At 49.1% G+C, this 25,043-nt stretch carries 4 protein-coding genes; all 4 read left to right on the forward strand.

Going from position 1 to position 25,043, the window contains the following annotated elements; all coding sequences use genetic code 11:
- Positions 1–1,026 precede the first annotated feature (1,026 nt).
- Positions 1,027–10,947, forward strand: a complete 9,921-nt coding sequence (locus V2H77_RS04975) for a non-ribosomal peptide synthetase (RefSeq protein WP_341497926.1) — start codon at positions 1,027–1,029, stop codon at positions 10,945–10,947.
- 897 nt (positions 10,948–11,844) lie between these two features.
- Positions 11,845–13,536 carry a ShlB/FhaC/HecB family hemolysin secretion/activation protein gene (locus tag V2H77_RS04980; protein ID WP_341497927.1) on the forward strand — a complete coding sequence of 564 codons (1,692 nt, stop codon included), beginning with the start codon at positions 11,845–11,847 and terminating at the stop codon, positions 13,534–13,536.
- 9 nt (positions 13,537–13,545) lie between these two features.
- On the forward strand, positions 13,546–13,995 hold the full coding sequence (locus V2H77_RS04985) for a toxin-activating lysine-acyltransferase (RefSeq protein ID WP_341497928.1): 450 nt from the start codon (positions 13,546–13,548) through the stop codon (positions 13,993–13,995).
- Positions 13,941–25,043, forward strand: an 11,103-nt coding sequence (locus V2H77_RS04990) for a two-partner secretion domain-containing protein (protein WP_341497929.1), incomplete at its 3' end; no start/stop codon positions are given. The genes V2H77_RS04985 and V2H77_RS04990, both read left to right, overlap by 55 nt.

Below are 25,043 nucleotides of genomic sequence, written 5' to 3' on the forward strand. Positions count from 1 at the left end.
TTGAATCATTGAAATATGAAAATATAAGAGGGTGCTTTGCTTTTAATTATTTGTTTTGGAATATTAAATACGATATTGGATGGTAAGTGTTAATATTTGTGCTATTTTCAAAATAATATTGATTATAAAATTTAAATTAATGTTTTATTGTTTTTTATGATTTCAATAAATAATTTAATATAGGTATTTAGTTATAAATATATGTGGTGAAAAAATTATTTTTATATTTAAAGTTTAAATGAGATATAGAGTGTCTTAAAGTTAAATCATTTAAATGGGAGGATATTTATTTTATGCAACAGTAAATATTATTGAGAGATGTATAGATTGCTCTGTATATTATTATAAAGCAATGAAAAATTAAATTATTTTAATTTGAAATTGTTTCTCGATGGTTGTTGACATAATAATATCTATATTTTTACGCTCTAACTATTACAGAATATATGTAATTAAGTTAAATATAATTTTTATTTTTGCATTTTTGGTATATTCGTTAGCGGTATTGTCTTATTGTTGAAAAATAATTTTTTATGAATTATTTTTAGCTTGGCGTTATATTTTGATATAATTGAATTCACAGGATTATTTTATACCTATTGAATAACATTATTTTGAATTAGTATATCATTTTATTATTGGAATGGAGATTATTTTATAGGTGATTGTCAAAGTAGTATTCTGATAGTTAAATATAAACTGGTCTGTTTTGTCTTTAAAAATACTTGATTTTTTGTGAAATGGTTTTAAGTAGGTATTAATGGAGAATGGATAAAATGTAAAGGTTATTTGGTAATTATGGATAATAAATGCAGTTAATGGTTAATTTTTTCATTATGTAATTTGGCGTCAGTCAACAAAAGTTGCAGTCAATTAATCGAGCAGTGGCATCCGGTATCTGAGTCTTTTGGATGGATAGCTGATGTGTCTATTTTTATTTTTGGGCAAGAAGTAGGAGAGAAACATTAGTGATGACTGTCGGGAATGACGGTTTTCAAATTTCTAACAGATTCATTGAGGTAGTAAATGAAAAATAACATTGCTAAAGCGGGAAGTGCGTTTAAAACTCAGACGTCGAAAAATATAACCGACGCGAATGACGTTTCACAACAGACTCAAAATACAAAGAATATCCTTCAGACACTCACCCCCAGTGAATTATTCTGGTATGAGCGTCTTGTTGCTTTGCAACCCATCCAGCTACCTTTCGAAACCGACGGAGAGCAAACAGAACCCAGATGGGCAATGAGCGCTTGGCAGCCCCCTTTGCCGAAAAATGGCGAAGAGGAGTCATTGCAAACGTTGTTGCAGGTATTTGTCGTTTACCTTGCGCGTCTGACTCAGCAGACCGCATTCCAAGTTGGTTGGCGCGTGGATGAGGTAAAAGGTGAATCGGCAGATCAGGCGCCGGTGGTGCCTATGGCCGTTGAGGTCGCGTTTGATAAGCCTTGGTATGAGGTAGCTGACTGGGTTGATGAAGAGCTGTCCCGGCTGGAGCAGCACGGTACATTTAGTTGTGATCTCCTCTCTTGTTCTCCTTCATTGCATGCTATCCCGGCGCTGGCGACAAGCCGGCCGTGGCGAATCGCTATCTCGTTGATAAAGAGCGATAGGCCGCGAGATAAGAGGGTATCCGGCGAATTGCTGACCCTCCAGATAAATGAGCAGGGAGGTTTTCGCTGGATCTACGATGAAAATCGCTTGAGTACAGAAGTCGTTTTGCGGATGAGCGAGCATTTACAGGTGCTGGCAGTATCGAAAAGAATGGGAGATAAAATCCCTGTTGGGCAGCTTAATGTGTTGTCTGAGGCTGAACGTACATTGATACTGGAAACTTGGAACGTCACTGAAACCCCCGATCCTAACCCGTTATGTATTCACCAGTTATTTGAGCAGCAGGCAGAGCAAGCCCCAGAAGCCACGGCGTTAGAATATCAGGAGCAGCGTTTCAGTTATGCCGAATTAAATGCCTGCGCCAACCGACTTGCCCATCAACTGATTGAATTAGGCGTCATACCGGACCAGCGGGTAGCGATTTGTGTAGCGCGTACCCCGGCGATGGTGGTAGCGTTGCTGGCGGTGCTGAAAGCTGGCGGGGCTTATGTGCCGTTGGATTCAACTTATCCGGCGGAACGTCTGGCGTATATCTTGAATGATACTGCGCCGTCAGTGGTATTGGCTGATGAAAGCGGGCAGGCGGCGTTGGGTGAGGATGCCCTGACCGGGCTGACAGTGCTTGACCCGAATATCTCGCCTGACCAGCCGGACAGTAATCCATTTGTGGCTGCATTGACGCCGCATCATCTGGCCTATGTGATTTACACCTCCGGTTCAACCGGGCAGCCGAAAGGGGTGATGATAGAACATCAGGCGATTTATCAACGCCTTCTGGGTGTTAATGACACCTATGCCGTTACTGAGCAAGATCGGGTGTTGCAATTTGCCGCGTTTGCGTTTGATGTTTCAGTAGAAGAATTTTTCTCGGCATTATGCAATGGGGCCACACTGGTTATCCGGGATGATAGCTGGTTGGCTTCGGTACGGGAATTTATTGCTTTAACCCGGCAACATCGTATTACGATCATTTCTCTGCCGACCTTATTCTGGTCTGAACTGGCGGCCAGAGAGGCCGGGTTGCCGCTGCCGGATTGTCTCCGGCTGATCATGATTGGTGGTGAGGCGGTAAAAAGGAACTCCATTCAGGACTGGTTTATGCAGGAAGGCTACCGGCCCCAATTATTGAACGGTTATGGCCCGACGGAAAATACCGTGACGGTAACTTATAAGGAGGTGTTATCCCCGGAGGATGCTCGCTCTATCGGCCAGCCGGTTAAAAATTCCCGCATCTATCTGTTAGATAAATATGGTGAATTGGTACCCGTAGGTTGCGTTGGTGAAATGTACATTGGCGGCGTCGGGGTGGCGCGGGGTTATCTGAACCGGCCTGCATTGAGCGAGGAACGTTTTATACCCGATCCCTTTAGTTCGGTATCCGGTGCGCGGATGTATCGTTCCGGGGATTTGGCTCGCTACCTGCCGGATGGCGACTTAGAATTTCTGGGTCGTAACGACGAGCAGGTTAAAATCCGTGGCTTCCGGGTTGAACTGGGGGAAATTGAAACCCGATTGGTGGAACATCCGGCGGTGCAAGAGGCGGCGGTGTTAGCGCTGGATGACGGGCAGCACAAACGGCTGGTCGCCTATGTGGCGGCGGAAGCGCATGAGAGATTGGCTGCTGATTTGCGTGAATATTTGAGGGCGATTTTACCTGACTATATGGTTCCGGTAGCTTTTGTGCGTCTGGATGTTTTCCCACAGACTCCGAGCGGCAAATTGGATCGCCGGGCATTACCGGCGCCAAGAGAGGAAGATTTTGCCCGTCAGATTTATGAAGCTCCACAAGGGGAAGCTGAGATTACTCTGGCGGCTATCTGGCGTGAATTATTGGGCATTGAGCAGATAAGCCGGCATGATAGTTTTTTTGCTTTAGGCGGCCATTCCCTGCTTGCTGTACGTATGATTGAGCGCCTGCGCCACTTGGGATTGACACTAACGGCGCGTGATCTGTTCCAGTCCCCGGTGCTGTCAGCATCGGCCCAAGCGTTGGGGCAGCACCAAGCCGTAGTAGTCCCACCTAACGTCATCACGTCGGCCACCACGGCGTTGACGCCGGAGATGTTGCCGCTGATTGATTTGACTCAGACTGACATTGACCGCATCGTTGAGCAGGCGCCGGGCGGGATAACCAATATTCAGGATATCTATGCATTGTCGCCGTTGCAGGACGGTATTCTGTTCCACCACCTGTTGGAACAGGAAGGCGACCCGTATCTGTTGCTCTACCCGGTGGTCTTTGCTAACCGATCTCTGCTAGACCGTTATCTGGCGGCGGTGCAACAGGCGATTGATCGTCATGACATCCTGCGGACGGCGTTTATTTGGCAAGGATTGTCAGCCCCGGCGCAAGTGGTTTTGCGCCGGGCGCAGTTGCCGGTGACGGAGCTGACGCTAGACCCGGCTGACGGTTCCGTCATTGACCAGTTAACCCGGCGTTTTGATCCGGGACAGTATCGTCTTGACTTGAGTCAGGCCCCGTTACTGCATTTTGTTATCGCTCAGGAAACTGATGGCCGCTGGTTTTTACTGGAATTGGAGCATCATTTGATCGGCGACCATGAAACGATGGAATTGATGCACCGTGAAGTTCAGGCGTATTTTGCCGGGCAGGAAAAACGCCTGCCAGCGCCTGCCCCTTTCCGCAATCTGGTGGCTCAGTCTCGGCTCGGAGTGAGTCAGGAAGCGCATACCCGTTTCTTTACCGACATGTTGGCGGCGGTGGATGAGCCAACGTTGCCATTTGGACTGGCGGAGGTACATCGTGACGGATCTCGAATGACGGAAGCCCACCGGATGCTGCCTACCACGTTAAATAACCGTCTACGCAGTCAGGCCCGGCGTTTGGGTATCAGTTTGGCAGCGTTGTGTCATCTGGCCTGGGCACAAGTGTTATCGCGTACCAGCGGACAAGAGAAAGTGGTGTTTGGCACCGTCCTGTTTGGACGCATGGCGGCAGGAGATGGGGCAGACAATGGCATGGGGCTGTTTATGAATACCTTGCCGTTGCGATTGGATATCGATGATACTTCGGTACAGGATAGTGTGCGGGCGGTTCATCTCCGCTTGGCGGAATTGCTGGAGCATGAGCACGCTTCACTGGCGTTGGCCCAACGGTGCAGTGGTGTACAGGGTGAAAACCCGCTCTTTAGCGCTCTGTTCAATTATCGCCATAATGAGCAACCGGTGATACTGGATGAAGCGATGGCCGGGATTGAATTCCTGGGCGAACAGGAGCGGACTAACTATCCGTTTGGGTTGTCGGTGGAGGACGGTAGTTCCACGTTGGGGCTGACTGCTCAAGTGGTGCAGCCGTTTGATCCAGATCGACTATGCGGTTATATGCAACAGGCGTTGGAAAGTCTGGTGGAAGCGCTTGAACAGGCTCCGGAGACGCCGATACGTGCGCTGAACGTCCTGCCTGAAACGGAACGTACATTGTTACTGGAAACCTTAAACGCTACTGAAACTTCTTATCCTGACCCATTATGTATTCATCAACTGTTTGAGCAACAGGTAGAGCAAACCCCGGGAGCTACGGCATTAGAATATCAAGATCAGACTTTCAGTTATGCCGAATTAAATGCTCGCGCCAACCGGTTAGCTCATCAGTTGATTGAGCTGGGCGTAGTGCCGGATCAGCGGATAGCGATTTGCGTGACCCGTTCTCCATCGGTAGTGGTGGCATTGTTGGCGGTGCTGAAAGCCGGTGGGGCCTATGTGCCGCTGGACCCGACTTATCCGGGAGAACGTCTGGCGTATATTTTGAATGACACCGCCCCGTCCGTGGTATTGATTGATGAAGCCGGCCGGGCGGCGCTTGGTGAACAAACGCTTGCAGGATTGACGGTACTTGACCCGAATACTCAACCAGATCAGCCGGACAGTAACCCACAGGTAACCGGGTTGACGCCACAACATCTGGCTTATGTCATCTATACCTCCGGATCAACTGGGCAGCCGAAAGGGGTGATGATAGAACATCAGGCGCTGTATCAACGTCATTTGGGTTTTAATGAGACCTATGCCGTCACGGCGCAAGACCGGTTGTTACAATTTGCCTCTTTTGCATTTGATGTTTCAGTAGAGGAATGCTGCTTGTCATTGTGTAATGGCGCCACGTTAGTGATGCGTGATGAGCGTTGGCTGACTTCGATGCAAGAATTTATTGCCTTAGCCTGGCAAAACCGAATCACCGTGATGTCTCTGCCGGCGTTATTTTGGTCCGAACTGGTGGCTAGGGACAATGGATTACCGCTACCGGATTGCCTCAGACTCATCATCATCGGGGGTGAGGCAGTGAAAAAGAGCGCGGTTCAGGAGTGGTTTGCACGGGAAGTCCATCGTCCCCGGCTATTGAACGCTTATGGCCCGACGGAAAATACCGTGACGGCGACCTGTAAGGAGATATTATTCTCGACAGATGATCGTTCTATCGGCCGGCCGGTTAAAAATACCCGCATCTACCTGCTGGACAGAGATGGTCAACCGGTACCGTTAGGCTGTGTTGGCGAAATGTATATTGGCGGCGTGGGCGTGGCTCGGGGTTATCTTAACCAGCCGGAATTGAGTATAGAACGTTTTATACCTGATCCCTTTAGTCCGGTATCCGGTGCGCGAATGTACCGCACTGGCGATTTAGCTCGCTACCTGCCGGATGGCGACTTGGAATTTCTGGGCCGTAACGACGAACAGGTAAAAATTCGAGGTTTCCGAATTGAACTAGGGGAGATTGCAACCCGATTGATGGAACACCCGGCAGTACAAGAGGCGGCGGTGTTGGCGCTGGAGGGTGGGCAGGGCAAACGTCTGGTTGCCTATGTAGCAGCGGAAGCGAATACGGAGTTGGCTGCCAGTTTACGTGAATATTTGAGTGCGATTTTACCTGATTATATGGTCCCGTCAGCTTTTGTGCGTCTGGATACCTTCCCGCAGACCCCGAACGGCAAGCTAGATCGCCGGGCATTGCCGGCACCGCGAGAGGAAGATTTTGTCCGTCAGATTTATGAAGCCCCGCAAGGGGAGACTGAGATCGCCCTCGCGGCCATTTGGCGTGAGTTATTGGGCATTGAGCAGATCAGCCGACATGACAGCTTCTTTGTGTTGGGCGGCCATTCCCTGCTCGCTGTGCGCATGATTGAACGCTTACGTCGTCTGGGGTTGGCGTTGACAGCGCGTGATCTGTTCCGATATCCGGTGTTGTCAGAATTGGCGCAAACATTGGGGCAGCATCAGGCTGTAGTGGTGCCGCCTAATGTTATCACGCCGGCCACCACGGTGCTGACGCCGGCGATGTTGCCGCTGATTGATCTGACTCAAACTGATATTGATCGCATTGTTGGGCAAGTACCGGGCGGAGTCGCCAATATTCAGGATATCTATGCCTTGTCGCCGTTGCAGGACGGTATTCTGTTCCATCACCTGTTGGAACAGGCAGGCGACCCGTATCTGTTGCTCTATCCGGTGATCTTTGAGAACCGCTCTCTGCTGGATCGTTATCTGGCGGCGGTACAACAGGCGATTGACCGCCATGACATCTTGCGTACTGCTTTTATCTGGCAAGGGTTATCCGTTCCAGCGCAGGTGGTTTTGCGCCGGGCGCAATTGCCGGTGACGGAACTAACGTTGGACCCGGCTGACGGCCCGGTCATTGATCAGCTAACCCGGCGTTTTGATCCGGGGCATTATCGTCTTGATTTGAGTCAGGCGCCGCTACTGCATTTTGTTATCACTCAGGAAACCGATGGCCGTTGGTTCTTACTGGAATTGCAGCATCACTTGATTGGCGATCATGAAACGCTGGAAGTCATGCACCGTGAAGTACAGGCCCATTTTACCGGGCAGGGGGATAGTCTGCCGGCGCCGGCTCCTTTCCGCAATTTGGTGGCTCAGGCTCGGTTTGGGCGGAGTCAGGCAGAACATACCCGTTTCTTTACCGACATGTTGGTGGCGGTGGATGAGCCAACGTTACCATTCGGACTGGCGGAGGTGCATCGTGACGGATCTCAGATGAGGGAAGCTCACCGGGCGCTAACAGCGACATTAAATGATCGCCTGCGTAATCAGGCCCGGCGTTTGGGCGTCAGTCTGGCGGCGTTATGTCATCTGGCCTGGGCGCAGGTGTTGTCGCATACCAGCGGGCAAGAGAAAGTGGTGTTTGGTACCGTCCTGTTTGGGCGTATGGAAGCAGGAGAAGGGGCAGATAACGGCATGGGGCTGTTTATGAATACCTTGCCGTTGCGACTGGATGTTGATGACACTCCGGTGCAGGACAGCGTGCGGGCGGTACATTTGCGACTGGCTGGGTTGCTGGAGCATGAGCATGCCTCACTGGCGCTGGCCCAGCGGTGCAGTGGTATCGCCAGCGGTACGCCACTCTTTAGCGCTCTGTTCAACTATCGACACAATGCCTTATCGGCAACGTCGGATGACATCATCAGCGGTATTGAATTTCTGGACGGACAGGAACGAACGAACTATCCGTTTGGACTGTCGATAGAAGACGGTGGTTCCACGTTGGGGCTGACCGCTTTGGTGGTGCAGCCGTTTGAACCTGATCGGCTATGCGGTTATATGCAACAGGCGCTGGAAAGTCTGGTGGACGCGCTTGAACAAGCCCCGGAGACGCCAGTACGTGCGCTGAACATCCTGCCTGAAACGGAACGTACATTGTTACTGGAAACCTGGAATACCACGGAAAACCCATATCCTGACCCATTATGTATTCACCAACTGTTTGAACAACAGGCAGAGAGAACCCCGGAGGCGACCGCGTTAGTATATGAAGAGCAGCATTTCAGCTATGCCGAATTAAATGCTCGCGCCAATCGACTTGCCCATCAACTGATTGCATTGGGCGTCATACCGGATCAGCGGGTGGCGATTTGTATGGCACGTTCACCGGCGATAGTGGCTGCGCTGCTGGCGGTGCTGAAAGCTGGCGGGGCTTATGTGCCGCTAGATCCGACTTATCCGGGAGAACGTCTGGCGTATATTCTGAGTGACACGGAGCCGCTCGTGGTACTGGTTGATGAAGCTGGCCGGGCGGCGCTTGGCGAACAGGCGCTGGTCGGGCTAACGGTACTTGACTCGAATATTCTGCCAGACCAGCCGGACAGCAACCCACTGGTAGCCGAGTTGACGCCGCAACATCTGGCTTATGTCATCTATACCTCCGGTTCAACCGGGCAGCCGAAAGGGGTGATGATAGAACACCAAGCGGTGTATCAACGTCATCTGGGTTTTAATGAGACCTATGTGGTCACTGCACAAGATCGGTTATTACAATTTGCCTCTTTTGCGTTTGATGTTTCAGTAGAAGAGTGTTGCTTGTCATTGTGTAATGGCGCCACGTTGGTCATGCGCGATGATCGCTGGCTGACTTCAATGCAGGAATTTATTGCCTTAGCCTGTCAGAACCGTATTACGGTAATGTCTCTGCCGGCGTTATTTTGGTCTGAACTGATTGCCGGAAACAATGCATTACCGCTACCGGATTGCCTCAGGTTCATCATTATTGGGGGAGAAGCAGTTAAAAAGAGCGCTATTCAGGAGTGGTTTGCGCGAGAAACCCATCGACCTCGACTGTTGAACGCTTATGGCCCGACGGAAAATACCGTGACGGCGACCTGCAAGGAGATATCATCCCCGACAGATGATAGTTCTATCGGCCGGCCGCTTAAAAATAGCTGTGTCTACCTACTGGACAAATACGGTCAGCCCGTCCCATTAGGCTGCGTTGGTGAAATGTATATTGGCGGCGTCGGTGTAGCACGGGGTTATCTTAACCAGCCGGAACTGAGTGCGGAACGTTTTATAGCTGATCCCTTTAGTCCGGTATCTGGTGCGCGGATGTATCGCACGGGGGATTTGGCCCGTTACTTACCGGACGGTAATCTAGAATTTTTGGGCCGTAACGACGAGCAGGTAAAAATTCGCGGTTTCCGGATTGAGCTAGGAGAGATTGAAATCCGGTTGTTGGAACACCCGGCAGTGCAAGAGGCAGCGGTGTTGGTGTGGGAGGATGGCCGCGACAAGCATTTGGTCGCCTATGTGGCAGCGGAAGCGCATGAAGGTTTGACTGCCAGCTTGCGTGCTCATCTGAGTGCCATTTTGCCAGATTATATGGTGCCGTCAGCTTTTGTTCGTCTGGATACCTTCCCGCAAACCCCGAACGGCAAGCTAGATCGCCGGGCCTTACCGGCGCCGCGGGAAGAAGATTTTTCCCGTCAGATCTATGAAGCGCCGCAAGGGGAAACCGAGACAGCTCTGGCGGCTATTTGGTGTGAGTTATTGGGTGTTGAGCAGGTCAGCCGACATGACAACTTCTTCGCATTGGGAGGCCATTCACTGCTCGCCATGCGAATGACGAATATTGCCGCTGATCGAGGGATGGTTTGCACATTGAATACCTTGTTCCAATTCCCGGTGTTGGCCGAACTGGCTGCAAAAATCGCCTCAGATTTACTATCTCAACCGCAAAATAGCGCTATATCGGTACGGCTTGATGGAACAGAGTTGCCGCTGTTCTTTGTTCCCAGTGGCATGGGTGACTACTCCTATGCTTTCGGGCTGGCTCAGCATATTCCGTCGGGCTATCCGATTTATGCGCTGCCTTGGCCTGCCATCAGTGAAGAACCGATGTCAACGATGGAAGAGCAAGCTGCCAGAATGATCACCTTGATGAAAGCTGTGCAACCGGTAGGACCATATCGGCTATGTGGCTATTCTTCTGGCGGAATATTGGCTTATGCCATTGCCCAACAGCTTTTGAGTGCTGGCGAGCGGGTTAATTTCCTGGGGCTGATTGACACGCTTGCCCCTCATTGTTTTGGTCAGCAGATAGCGCAACCAAAACATCAATTTTTTACCGAATTGGTCAGGCAATTAGGGGAAGAACATTCTGAACAGGTTGCGGCGTTGTATCAACGAATTGATGAATTGAATTTGGTGCAGTTTATTGCAGCGGCGCAGGAGTTGGCGTTATATCCCGTCAATTTGAGTGCTGACTTAATGGCGAAGCGTTGGGAACAGATGGAGCATTATGAGCAAATAGTCAGAAATTATGAGCCGCCAGCATTAACGGTAACGCTGCATCAGTTTTATGCGGTGGAACCTTACCCATCTATTTCTTTTGTGGCGGATGAAAAGTCAGAGCCTTTAAATATCGATTCGTCGCTAGGTTGGGCGCAGATAATAGCCGATACTTCGCTTAAGCTCATTGCTATTCCGGGTGACCACTTTAGTTTATTGGAAGATGATGAGAATAAAATTGCTTTAGCTCAGGGCTTAAATATGGCGCTGGCAATCGGTTGTGATAAGGAGGCGGTGTAATACTATACCCTATGGATTTCAAGATGCATCGCGACGGCAAGGGAGTGAATCCCCGGGAGCATAGATAACTATGTGACCGGGGTGAGCGAACGCAGCCAACAAAGAGGCAACTTGAAAGATAACGGGTATAATATATTAATGATTTAACCTTGATATAATAATCCGGTATATATTCTTATACCGGATTTTTTATTGAAAAATAAATGAAATGATAATTGCAATATAAGTTATTTAGTCAAAATTTTACTATTGTTATTATTTATTTTATTTAAATCTGATGTGGTTTCGCATAATAATTAAAATATAATCAATATATTGAATGCTGTGAATATTATATGAATTCAGTAAATAGTATTCTGAAAGGTAGTTGAAACAAGTTAATAAGGAAAAATATCTTGGCTCCAAGCAGACCATGATAAAACCTATCGAACATTGAAGCGGAAATCTACGTAGTGCAGGCACGGATGCGCGGCTGATGTGAGGAAGCTTGGGATTTATATATATTCAGCATTCTGGTGGCGGCGTAAAAAATTCAGTCTGGAGGAAAATAGTACAATAGGTTTTATTATTTAAGGGATGAATTGTCTGTCTTTAAGAATATTTGAATATCATGATATTTATTATTTTTTTTAATCATATTCATGGTATTTTTGTTTTTTCGTTAATCTAAATATTAGATTAATATTCTTAATGTTATACATGGTATGTGCTAGTAATATTGGTTTTTTGCCTTTTTATTGCATGTTTATAGTTAAATGGTCTAAATGTTTGCCTTTGTGATTAAGGGTCAGCCAATTAACTTGAAAATAAAACAACTTCAACCATAATACTTTATCTCAAATTCCCCACTGAATTATTAAATAAAAATTAAGTATAATAATTGGTTCAGCGATGATAATGGTAACTTCCGACAAAATAATCGCAGGGCTGGCTGGATGGGCTGTATTCGCAATATCTCCCGTACAGGCCGATGACCAACCCTTTATTCATCAAAAACAGCAACAGCAGGCGCAGGAACAGCGTCTGGAAGCCAAGGCCCCAACCGTGCGTCTTTCAGATGATGCGGCATCAGTTTCACGACTAGTATTTCCTAAAGAATCACCCTGTTTTGTGATCCATAAAGTCGGGCTGTCCGGCCGGGAAACTTTACCCCATTGGCTGCCATTACAACGTTTGGCTGATTTGGCTAATGGACGGTGTTTGGGCACACAGGGTATCAGTCTGTTGATGAGCAATATGCAAAACCGGCTGATTTATCATGGTTGGGTGACGACGCGGGTATTGGCTCCCGAACAAAATTTGAGTCAGGGTGAGCTGAAACTGAATGTGGTGCCGGGAATGGTGAGGCATATCCGTTATGCTGATGATGCAGACAAATACGCGACATTGTATACCGCTATACCGGCTCGTGAAGGTGGCTTGTTGGATTTGCGGGATATTGAACAGGGATTAGAGAATCTGCAACGATTGCCCAATGTGCAGGCATCAATGGAGCTTGTTCCGGGCGAACAACCCGGCGAAAGCGATATTGTCATTAAACGCCAACAGTCCCGCTTCTGGCATATCGGCGCTTGGGTAGACAACAGCGGAACCAAAGCTACAGGACGCACGCAGGGCGGGCTGATGTTTGCGCTGGATAATCCGACGTCACTGAGTGACCTGTTATATATCGCAATGACACGCGATCTGGTTTTCTCTAACCAAAAAGATTCTACCAATTACACAGCACATTACTCAGTTCCATTCGGCTACTGGCAGTTTGCGGTCACAAGCAGTAAGTACACCTATGCGCAAACCATCCCCCATCACAATGAGGATGCGAAATACCGTGGTCGTAGCCAAAACCTCAATGCTCAATTGAGTCGTGTATTGCATCGCAATGCCGGTTCCAAAACGACATTAACTTATGGTGTTCATGTTCGCCAGACCCGTAATTTTATCAAACAGACGGAAATTGATGCGCAGAAGCGCCGTACCAGCAGTTGGAGTCTGGGATTAGCTCATCGGCACTACATTGGCCCGGCGGTACTGGATGCAGGAGTGCGTTATCAGAAAGGCACCCGTTGGTTTGGGGCGTTGCCTGCTTTCGAAGAGCGCCGTGATAAATCTTCCCCGGACTATGCCACGGCAAAATCGGAAATCATCCAGTTTTCGGCATCGTTGAATACCCCTTTTACCTTGGCTAATGAAAAATTCTGGCACCTCATTGAATACCAACGCCAGTGGAGCAACACGCCACTCACGCCACAAGATCAATTCAGTATTGGCAACCGCTGGACAGTACGTGGATTTGATGGTGAGCGGACGCTAAGTGCTGATGAAGGCTGGACGCTGCGTAATACCTTGTCATGGCAGACTCCTTTGCCAGAACAGCAACTTTATCTGGGGGCGGATTATGGCCGGGTTGGTGGGAATGGTTCAGACATGATTATTGGTCGAACGCTGGCGGGCGGTGTTATCGGCCTGAAAGGCAATATTCGTCCTGCCAATCTGGCTTATGACGTTTCGGTGGGTACGCCATTATCTAAACCCGATGGTTTCAAAACCGATTCAGCTTATGTGGGCTTTAGCCTGAACTGGCAGTATTGAGGAGGTTTCATGTTAATCGGCGATTATGACGTATGCGCGCCCCTGATTTCCCTCTCTACGCTACTTCTACCCGTATTTAAAGCTCAACAGTATGTGCTAGTGAGCCGCAATGACCAGCCAATTTTCTACTTGAGCTGGGCATTTTTCGATGAAGAAACGGAATTACATTGTCTGACGGATCAGTATGCGCATAACAGAAATTTGCCATTGTATAACGGTGATCGGCTCTGGTTTCTGGACTGGATAACGCCATTTGGTCATAGCCGTGAGATGGCGAATTTAATGAAAAGCGAAATTTTTCCCTATCACTGTTACCGCGCCTTATATCACAAAGGGAGTGAACGAGGCGTACAGGTTATCCGATTTCGAGGGAGAGGCGTCAGCCGCGAACAGGCGGCGCATTGGTGGAACGTTCATCCCCTCATATTGGCGCTGCCCGAAAGAGGTTCTTCACGATGAATAAGCTTTGTCACCGAGTGATTTTCAATAAAACCCGTCAGATGTTGATGGTGGTTTCTGATCTTGCGCACAGCTATACGTCAGGGCAGGTGCGTCATGGAATGAATTCGAGGCCATTGCCTGCGGCTAAAGCCTCACTGTTACCGTTAGTGCTGGGGATTTCATTAGCATTGGGATTAGTCAGTACACCGGCGCAGGCGAGGATTGTAGCAGACAATAATGCGCCCAGTTTGCAGCAACCTACCGTCATTTCCTCAGCTAATGGCGTACCACAGGTTAATATTCAGACACCTAACAGTGACGGCGTTTCCCGTAACCAGTACAGCCAGTTTGATGTGGATCAGCGAGGCGCGATCCTCAACAACAGTGGTGTAAATACTAAAACTGATTTAGGCGGACTGATTACGGCTAACCCTTGGTTGGCACAAGGTGAAGCCAAGATTATTTTAAATGAGGTTAACAGCCGTGATCCCAGCCAGTTGAATGGTTTTATTGAAGTGGCAGGGAAACGTGCGGATGTGATTATTGCTAACCCTGCCGGTATTACCTGTCGTGGCTGTGGTTTTATCAATGCCAAACAGACGACATTGGCGGCAGGTCAGGCTATTTTAGCAAATGGCCGTTTAAAAGGTTTTGAAGTGGATGAGGGTATCCTGACTGTTGACGGTAAGGGGTTAAATGACGCCAAAAGCGATTATACCCGTCTGATTGCCCGTGCCGTTAATATTAACGCCAAGCTGCATGCCCAGGATTTGACTGTGACGACAGGTCACAATCGTGTGGATGCGCAGGGTAACGTGGATCAAGTTCATGCCAGTGACACAAAGAAAACTGCATTCAGTCTCGATGTAGCTGCCATTGGCGGGATGTATGCCAATAAGATTAAGCTGGTTGGTACTGAACAAGGTGTCGGTGTGCGCAATGCGGGACAACTGGGTGCGCAGGCGGGTAACTTGACACTCAGTAGTGAAGGGCAACTCACCAATAGCGGGATGATCACGGCTTCGGCGGATGTCTCTCTTCAGCATCAGGGCGAGTTAGCTAATCAGGGGGATATCACGGCCGGGCAGGACATTACAGTCAAAGCTCGTGATCAACTCGATAATCAGGGACGTATGTTAGCCGGTCGGCATCTTGATATCCAAAGCGCCGCATTGAAAAGTCAGGAAAAGGGGGTATTGGCGGCAGGAGTTGATAGCCGCGGTAATCTGACGATCCGCAGTGGCGGTGAATTGATCAATAGCGGTGCCATGAAAGCCTCTGTTGATATTATTCTCCAGAATCAGGGGGCATTAACTCATCATGGCGATATCACGGCCGGTCAGGACATTACAGTTAAAGTTCGTGATAGTCTCGATAATCAGGGACGTATACTGGCTGGACGGCATCTTGATATCCAAAGCGCCGCATTGACGAGTCAGGAAAAGGGCGTCTTGGCGGCGGGCGTTGACAGTCAGGGAAAACTGACTCAGACGGGTAATCTGTCGATCCACAGTAGCGGCGCGTTGAGCAACAGCGGCATGATGGCGGCTGCGAATAATGTGACTCTTCAGAATCAGGGAGATTTCACCCATCAGGGCGATATGACCGCCGGAGGTAATATTTCACTCCAGCATCAGGGTAACCTGACCAATCAAGGGAACATTACCTCAGACCAGAACATCACAGTTAAAGCCCGCGGTCATCTCGGCAATCAGGGGCGTATACTGGCCGGGCATCATCTGAATATCCAAAGTGCCTCACTGGACAGCCAGAAAAATAGCGAATTGGCAGCAGGTGTAGACAATAAAGGTAAATTAACCCAACCGGGTAATTTGACGATTAACAGCAACGGTAAACTTACCAATGGGGGTGTTATCGCGGCCTCGGATGTTATCGCCCTCCAGAATGAGGGGGATTTAACTCAAGAGGGGACGGTGAGGGCGGGCCAAGGGATGACGATAAAAGTCCGTGATAATCTTAGCAATCGGGGCCGTATGCTGGCTGGACGTAGCTTGGATATTCACAGCGCCTCGCTGGACAGCGATAAAAATGGTGTATTGGCGGCGGGGGTTGATGGTGATGGCAATCTAACCATCCACAGTGACAGTACCCTCACCAACAGCGGTACGATGAGCGCGTCGGTTGATGTGACTCTCTGGAATCAAAGCAATTTAACCAACCAGGGGGATATCACGGCCGGCCAGGACATTACTGTAGAAGCTGGTGATCATCTTGCCAATCAAGGGCGTGTGCTGGCCGGACGGCATCTTGATATCCAAAGCGCTGCATTGACGAGTCAGGAAAAGGGCGTCTTGGCGGCGGGCGTTGACAGCCAGGGAAAACTGACTCAGACGGGTAATCTGACGATCCACAGCAGCGGCGCGTTGAACAACAGCGGCATGATGGCGGCTACGAACAATGTGACTCTCCAGAATCAGGGGAATTTCACCCATCAGGGGGATATGACCGCCGGAGGTAATATTTCACTCCAGAATCAGGGTAACCTGACCAATCAAGGGAACATGACTTCGGGTCAGAACATCACAGTCAAAACCCGCGATCATCTCGGCAATCAGGGTCGCATGCTGGCAGGGCATCACCTCAATATTCAAAGTGCCTCACTGGACAGCCAGAAAAATAGCGAATTGGCAGCAGGCGTTGACAATAAAGGTAAATTAACTCAGCCAGGCAATTTGACGATTAACAGCAACGGTGAACTTATCAATGGAGGCGTTATCGCGGCCTCGGATGTTATCGCCATCCAGAATGAGGGGGATTTAATCCAAGAGGGGACGGTGAGTGCGGGTCAGCATATGACGATAAAAGCCCGCGATAATCTCAGCAATCGGGGCCGTATGTTGGCCGGACGCAGCCTGGATATTCACAGTGCCTCGCTGGACAGCGATAAAAATGGCGTATTGGCGGCGGGGGTCAATGGTGATGGTAATCTGATCATTCACAGTGACAGTACCCTCACCAACAGCGGTACGATGAGTGCGTCGGTTGATATGACTCTCTGGAGTCAAGGCAATTTAACCAACCAGGGGGATATCACGTCAGGCCAAAGCATTGCGATAAAAGCCCATGACCATCTCGGCAATCAGGGGAGAATACTGGCTGGACGGCATCTTGATATCCAGAGTGCCTCGTTGACGAGTCAGGAAAAAGGGGTACTGGCGGCGGGTGTTGACAGCCAGGGTAAATTGAATCAGACGGGTAATCTGACAATCCGTAGTGATGGTGCGCTGAGTAACAGCGGCATGATAGCGGCAGCGGATGATGTGGTTCTCAAGAATCAGGGTAATTTTATTCATCAAGGGGAAATGACCGCTGGGCGTGATATTTTGCTGAAAACCCGAGATATGGTGCTTAAAAGCCGTGATCATATCAAAAATCAGGTACAGATGCTGGCCGGGCGTCACCTCGATATCCAAAGCGCCTCATTGGATAGTCAGCAAAATAGCGTATTGGCGGCAGGTATTGATAGTCAGGGTAAACTGACCCAATCGGGTAAATTGACGGTTAACAGTGACGGTAAGCTTACCAACCGCGGTGTTATCATGGCTTCGGATGACATTGCTATTCAGAATGAGGGGGATTTAACCCAAGAGGGTACGGTGAGCGCAGGTCAACATATGACGATAAAAGCCCGTGATAATCTCAACAATCAGGGGAAAATGTTGGCCGGAAATAACCTTAACATCCAAAGCGCTTCATTAGATAGCCAGCAAGAAGGGGTATTGGCGGCAGGGGTTGATGGCGATGGTAATCTGACTATTCACAGTGACGGCATACTGACCAATAGCGGCACGATGAGCGCTTCGGTTGATGTGACTCTCCAAAATCAAGGCAATTTAACTAACCAAGGGGAGATCACATCAGGTCAAAATATTGTGATAAAAGCCCGTGACCATCTCAGCAATCAGGGAAAAATGTTGGCCGGACAGAATCTCGATATCCAGAGTGCCTCATTGATGAGTCAGGAAAAAGGGGTATTGGCAGCGGGTGTTGATAGCCAAGGCAAACTGAGTCAGTCGGGTAATTTGACGATCCGTAGTGACGGCGCGCTGAGCAACAGCGGCATGATAGCGGCTACGGATGATGTGACAATCCAGAACCAAGGTAATTTCATTCATCAGGGGGAAATGACCGCCGGACGCGATATTTTGCTGAAAACCCGAGATATGGTGCTTAAAAGCCGTGATTACATTGATAATCAGGTGAAAGTGTTGGCTGGACGACACCTTGAAATCCAAAGTATTTCACTGGACAGTCAGCAAAATAGCGTATTGGCGGCAGGTGTTGACAGTCAGGGTAAACTAACCCAGCCGGGCAAATTAATGGTCAACAGTGGCGGAAAACTCACTAACAAGGGCGTTATCACGGCCTCAGATGACCTTTCTATCCGGAATGAGGGGGATCTAACTCAGCAGGGTACGGTGAGCGCGGGTCAGGATATTGTAATAAAAACCCGCGATAATCTTAGTAATCAAGGAAAAATACTGGCCGGACGCAACCTTGATATGCAAAGCGCCTCATTAGATAGTCAGCAAAAGGGAGTATTGGCGGCAGGGGTTGATGGCGATGGCAATTTAACCATTCACAGTGACGGCATACTAATCAATAGTGGCTCAATGAGTGCTTCAATTGATGTCACTCTCCAGAATCAAGGTAATTTGATTAACCAGGGGGATATCACAGCCAGTCAGGACATCACAGTCAAAGCCCGTGATCATCTTGGCAATCAAGGGCGGGTGCTGGCTGGGCGTCACCTTGATATCCACAGTGCTTCACTGGACAGCCAGAAAAAGGGAGTACTAGCATCAGGTGTTGACAGCCAAGGTCTATTGACTCAGGTGGGTAGTCTGGCTATCCGCAGTGATGGAAAACTCACTAACAACGGTATTATCACGGCCTCAGATGATGTCACTCTCCGCAATCAGGGGGATTTAACTAACCAAGGGGAAATTACCGCAGGTCAGGATGTCACGATAAAAACCCGTGATCATATAAATAATCAAGGGCGGATATTGGCCGGGCGTCATCTTGATAGCCAAAGTACTTCGTTACACAGCCAGTCAAACAGCGTATTGGCCGCAGGGGTTGATCGTTACGGTAAACTGATCCAGACAGGTAATCTGACAGTGAAAGCCCGTGAAGCTGTTCAACTTAACGGCCAAAATCTGGTCCACGATGCTTTATCCGTGGAAGCAAAAAACGTGTCTCTTAAGGGCAGTCAGACGGTGGGTGATAACCTGAAACTGGCTTCCGGGACACAGTTAGATTTGCAGGAGGCCAGAGTCAGTGCAAACCAAAAATTGACTTTATCTGCACCAGCGCTGATCGATAATCAGCGTGGTGAACTGAGTGCGGAGACAGTGACGCTCAGTAGCCAAAAACTGCTGAATAATTGGGGACGCATTACTCAGACTGGGCAGCAATCGCTAACACTGAACCATCAGACAGGTATTGAGAATAACGAGGGCATCATCGCATCCAACGGGCAGGATTTGATCCTTAAGGCCAAGACTATTGCCAACCGGAGCGGGACGCTGGCTCATGCAGGGAAAGGGGTTTTGGGCATTGATGCTACCGTGTTTGACAGCGATAACAGTCGCCTGTTGTCTGACGGTCAGCTAAAACTGGAGGGGGGAGATTATCATCTGGATCAGAGCCAGATATCTGCCCGGGAGATTACGGTACATATCCAGTCACTTTCTCACCAATTGGGCTCAATGATCCAAACGGGAAAACAGGCGTTGACCCTCAAAATACAGCAGTCACTGGATAACAGCGGGGGCAAGATAGCCGGTAATGGTACGGTAGATATCCGCGCCAACGAACTCAATAACGCACAGGGCAGTATCATCGCCGCTGAGGAGGGGCAGCTTCAAGTTAATCTGGACAAAAGTCTGAATAACCGGGCTGGTCAACTGCTTGCCTCGAAGGGAATGACGATATCAGCTTCAGCCGTCAATAACCGGGAAGGGCAAATCGCAGCTTCATCAGGGGATATGGCTCTGACCGCACAGAAGCTGGAAAACCAGTCTGGCCGTGTTGTTGGGCAACAAAAATTGCATTTGAAAACCAAGGGTATCGACAATGAAAAAGGCCAGATCCGTGCGGAAAAGGTTGAGCTCGATACCGCTCAACAGCGCCTGAATAATTTCAGCGGACTGATTGCGGCAGAAAAAAATCTGACCCTCCATAGCGGCGAATTGCTGAACCGTCATGGTCTGATACAGAGCGGGCAGAACTTGACGGTAAATACCTATGGCAATTTACTGGATAATCGCGACAGTGGTAAACAGGGGGGCCTGTTCAGCCAAGGGGCGATGCGCCTGAATATCGGGATATTGAATAACCAGTTCGGTCATATCGAAAGTCACGATAGCCTTTCTATGACAGGAGAAGATGTTGCCAACCAGCAAGGACAAATATTGGGGGGTAACAACACGTTCCTGACGGTGGTGGGTTTGAATAACGATCAGGGCCTTCTGCAAAGTGGTGGCAAGCTGACGTTGAAAACGCAGTCACTCAGTAACCGTAATAGCGGAACACAACAGGGCATGGCCAGCAAACAGGCATTGGAGCTGGAAACAGGCGTGTTGGATAATGATAGCGGCGCCATAGTGTCGGCTGATAGCCTCAAGATTAAAGCCGTAGAAGTGAATAACCAGCAGGGCGTGCTGGTAGCACAAAGCACCTTAGATTTGCACAGTCAGTCGCTGAACAATCAGGCCGGACATATTCAGTCTGTGCAGGCATTGTCTGTTGATATACAAGGCAAGGGGCTGAATAACATCAATGGTGTATTGGACAGCCAAAATGGGCTGAGTATCAGCAGCGGGGATATTATCAACCACAATGGTACGCTGCATGGTAAAGCGGGCGTCAAGCTGGCAGCCAACCAACTGGATAACCAGAAAGGCGGCAAGATCCTGAGTGAAGATACGCTGCATATTGATGCAGAGAAACTCCTGAACGCACAGGGGCAGCTCCTGGCGCTGAATCATCTGCATGCTAAGGTGAAAGGGCATGTTGATAACATAGCCGGTCTGGTACGCAGTGGCGGCGATATTCGCCTGACTGCGCAACAAATCTACAACGCTAATACCCAACAATCGGATAAAGGTATCGGCGGTAAGAATATCCATATCATTGCTGACACGCTGGATAACAGCCGGGGGCAACTGACTGCAACCGAAAATGTGAGCCTGCAACTGGCATCAAAACTCAATAACACCCAAGGACAGTTACAAGCTAATCAGCAGCTTATAGCTCAGGGGAAAAAACTGACCTTCATCAACACCAACGGGGATGCTAAAGCAGGGCAAAAACTGACCATTTCAGGGGAGTCTGTCACGGGAGACGGTAAGTTACGTTCACTGGGTGATATCACGCTGACATTGCTACGTGGTTTTACCCATACGGGTGAAATAATTGCTAATAATGGGCTGACACTGGACATTCAGGGGGATCTGATCAATCAGAGCCTGATCAGTGCCGCAACCCTGCAAGGCCGAGCTGACACCCTGATCAACGCCGCAACGGGAAAAATTCTTGGTAATTATCACCAATGGAGAGTTCAAAAAGCGTTAAGTAATCGCGGTCTCATGGATGGCGCTCAAACTTACTTGCAGGCGCAGCATTTGAGCAATCAGGGAACGGGACGCATTTATGGCGATCATATCGCCTTGGGTGTCAGCAAGCTCGATAATTTGGCAGAAGACGGAAAATCCGCTGTGATTGCGGCCCGCAACCGACTGGACATTGGGGCAAACGAACTCAATAACAAAACCCACAGCCTGATTTACAGTGATGGAGACTTATCTATTGGCGGGCGGCTTAACAGCCAGCAATATGCTGATGGTAAAGGTCATGTTATCAATAACCACAGTGCTGGCATTGAAGCCGCAGGCGATATGCGTCTGGCAATGGCTAACATCAATAACGTTAATGACCATTTTGAAACTGAATTTCAGCAAATCTCGCAGGAACCGGTCAAAGAGTATCAAGTTTGGGGGAAACGTTATAATGTAAAAAATCACAAAATCACTATTGATAATGATGAAGTTGATCATGTCTGTATTGATAATATGAGATGCCGGGATAACTTTCAGGTTTACCAATACACCCGGATGATAAAAGAATCTCGGGTAAAAGAAACCGATCCGGCGAAAATTCTGGCAGGGAAAAATCTGATCATTAATACTTCCGTGCTGACCAACGATAAGAGTCAGGTGGTAGCCGGTGGTTTGCTGACAGTGACGGGCGGGCGAATCAACAACCTTGAAGTGCAGGGTGAACAGCATGTTACTGATAAAGGTCGAATTGAGTATTTCTGGCGTGTCAAGAAAAGAGGCCGTGATAGACAGGGTTACAGTTGGGATCACTACGAACCTAATACGGAAATCCATGCGATTACCCTGAAACCCAGTACTGTACAGGCGCAGCAGGGCGATGTATTGCTAAAGGGGCAACGTCCGGATACTTTCCAAGGCACTGCTACACAAATTACAGAAGTGAACAATGGCCAGATCGATGCCGGTTTTGTCAGCAGTGAGGTCAAAGTCACTGAGATGGGACTGAAACCGGGGCAGCGTTTGGAGGTTGTTAGCCAACAGCCTACGGTAACGGGTGAAAAACCAATCGTGATCCGTACAGAAGTGCCTAATTACCGCTTGCCGGATAACAGTCTGTTTAAACTGAAGTTGCCGGCGGAAAATATCTTGTTAACACAGCATTCAACAGCGGACAACAGCCAGTTAAAACACACTTCAGCACAGGACAACAGCTTATATAAGCAAACTTCGATACAGGATGGCGATCTCCTTAAGCCGCCTCCGGAGCGGGATGATGATCTCCTTAAGCCGCCTTCAGAACGAGATAATGATCTCCTTAAACGCCCTTTAGGGCAGGATAATGATCTCCTTAAACACCCTTCAGAGCAAGATAACAACCTATTTAAACAGCCTCCTGCACAGGGGAATAATCTGCTTAAACAACCGCCGTTCCCTGATAACTATGTGCTGATTGAAACCGATCCGCAGTTTACTCAGCTAAAAAAATGGCTGGGTACGGATTACATGCAGCGAGCGATGCTGAGTGATCGCAATCACGTACACAAGCGGTTAGGGGATGGCTTTTATGAGCAACGCCTGATCCGTGAGCAGATTGTCAATCTGACGGGTAAACGTTATCTGCCGGGATACCAGAATGACGAAGAGCAGTTTAAGGCGCTGATGAACGCGGGTTTACGTGCCCAGAAGACGTTCAATTTAGTTCCCGGTATCGCGCTCAGTGCTGAGCAGATGGCTAGATTGACCGAAGATATGATATGGCTGGTTAATACTACTGTGACGTTACCCGATGGTAGTCAGCAAACAGTGCTGGCGCCACAAGTTTATGTACGTGCCCAGTCTGGCGAACTGGATGGCAGCGGCGCACTGTTAAGCGGCAGTCAAGTTAACTTGCAACTGGCCGACGATTTGCTCAATCAGGGACGGATTATCGGGTCGGATATTCAGGTATTGGCTGACAATATCCGTCAACAGGGCGGCCATCTGCAAGGGGATAATCTGTCCTTACAGGCGAGAACCGACATGATTCAGCGCGGCGGTACCATCAGCGCAAAAGATTTCCTGAATATTCAAGCGGGCAACAACATTGATATCGCCAGTACCACCCGCTCTGGTGAGAATCAGGCGGGAAGTGGTCGTTTCAGTTCTACCTATGTGGATAACATGGCCGGTATTTATGTTCAGGGGGCCGATGGTAAATTGCACCTTCAGGCGGGTAATGACATTAATCTGTCAGCAGCGCAACTGGCAACGCAGGGAAAAAACAGCGAAATTCGGCTGACTGCGGGGCGCGATATCCAGTTTGATACAGTCAAAATGGCGCGTTATGAGCATACGGCCATCGGTAGCAACCACCGTATTACCCGCGATCAGTCTGGTGATGTGGGAACGTTAGTCAACAGTGCCGGACAAATTCAGGTAAGCGCTGGACGTGATGTTTACGCGAAAGCGGTTGATGTGACGGCGGGTCGAATGTTGCAAGTCAGTGCGGGGCGTGACGTCAATCTTCTGGCGGGTGAGCAGCAGCAGACCTACGATGAATACCATAAGGTGAAAGGGAGCAACAGCATGGTGTCGTCAACCACGACGACAACTCAGCTCCAGTTTGACCGTAAGCAGGCATTGAGCAGTACCCTGAGTGGCGATAGCGTAAACGTTCTGGCAGGTAAAGATATTACGGTAAAAGCCAGCAACATCGTGGGAACCCAGGATGTTGCGTTGAATGCGGGTAACAATCTGGCCGTCACCACGGTGGAAGAAATCTATCATCAGAGTGAGCGTAAGGAAGAGAAAAAATCTGGCCTGATGGGAACAGGCGGCATTGGCTTTACGGTAGGAAGCTCGAAGTTTAAACAGACCAATGACAATGATGATGTGCGACATAAAGGAAGTACGGTAGGCAGCAGCGAAGGCCATGTGACCCTGACAACGAAAAATCAGGTGACGCTGCATGGCAGTGATGTGGTCGCCGGAAAAGATATTGTTATTCAGGGCAAGGATGTTGCGATTACGGCAGCCAAAAACAGTCATACGGAACTGAGTAAAACGGAGCATAAACAGTCGGGACTGACATTGGCGCTGTCTGGTACAGTGGGCAGTGCCATCAATACGGCTGTGCAGACAGCCAATGAAGCGAAGGGTACTCAGGATAGTCGGTTGCAGGCGTTGAAGGGCACTCAAGCAGTGTTGTCTGGAGCACAAGGCTATCAAGCCTGGCAACTCAGTGAGGCTCAATCAGCTAAAGCCGATGCCATCAATCAGGCAGGCGGAAAAGCGGAAAAACCGAATGACACGATTGGCATTCAGCTTTCTTATGGCAGCCAGTCGGCAAAATCTGAAACCCGTCGTGACGCTACCGAATCTCAGGGCAGCAGCCTGAATGCGGGACGGGATATTCATATCACAGCAACGGGTGATAAACAGACTCAGGACAGTGGCGATATTCAGGTTCAAGGCAGCGTCTTAAAAGCGGGACGTGATATT

Source organism: Photorhabdus sp. P32 (genome assembly GCF_038085095.1).
Taxonomy (GTDB): domain Bacteria; phylum Pseudomonadota; class Gammaproteobacteria; order Enterobacterales; family Enterobacteriaceae; genus Photorhabdus; species Photorhabdus luminescens.

Excerpts from the sequence above, each read along its gene's own strand:
- V2H77_RS04985 (WP_341497928.1), top strand. The coding sequence starts at position 13,546 with ATGTTAATCGGCGATTATGACGTATGCGCGCCCCTGATTTCCCTCTCT.
- V2H77_RS04980 (WP_341497927.1), top strand. The coding sequence starts at position 11,845 with ATGGTAACTTCCGACAAAATAATCGCAGGGCTGGCTGGATGGGCTGTA.
- V2H77_RS04975 (WP_341497926.1), top strand. The coding sequence starts at position 1,027 with ATGAAAAATAACATTGCTAAAGCGGGAAGTGCGTTTAAAACTCAGACG.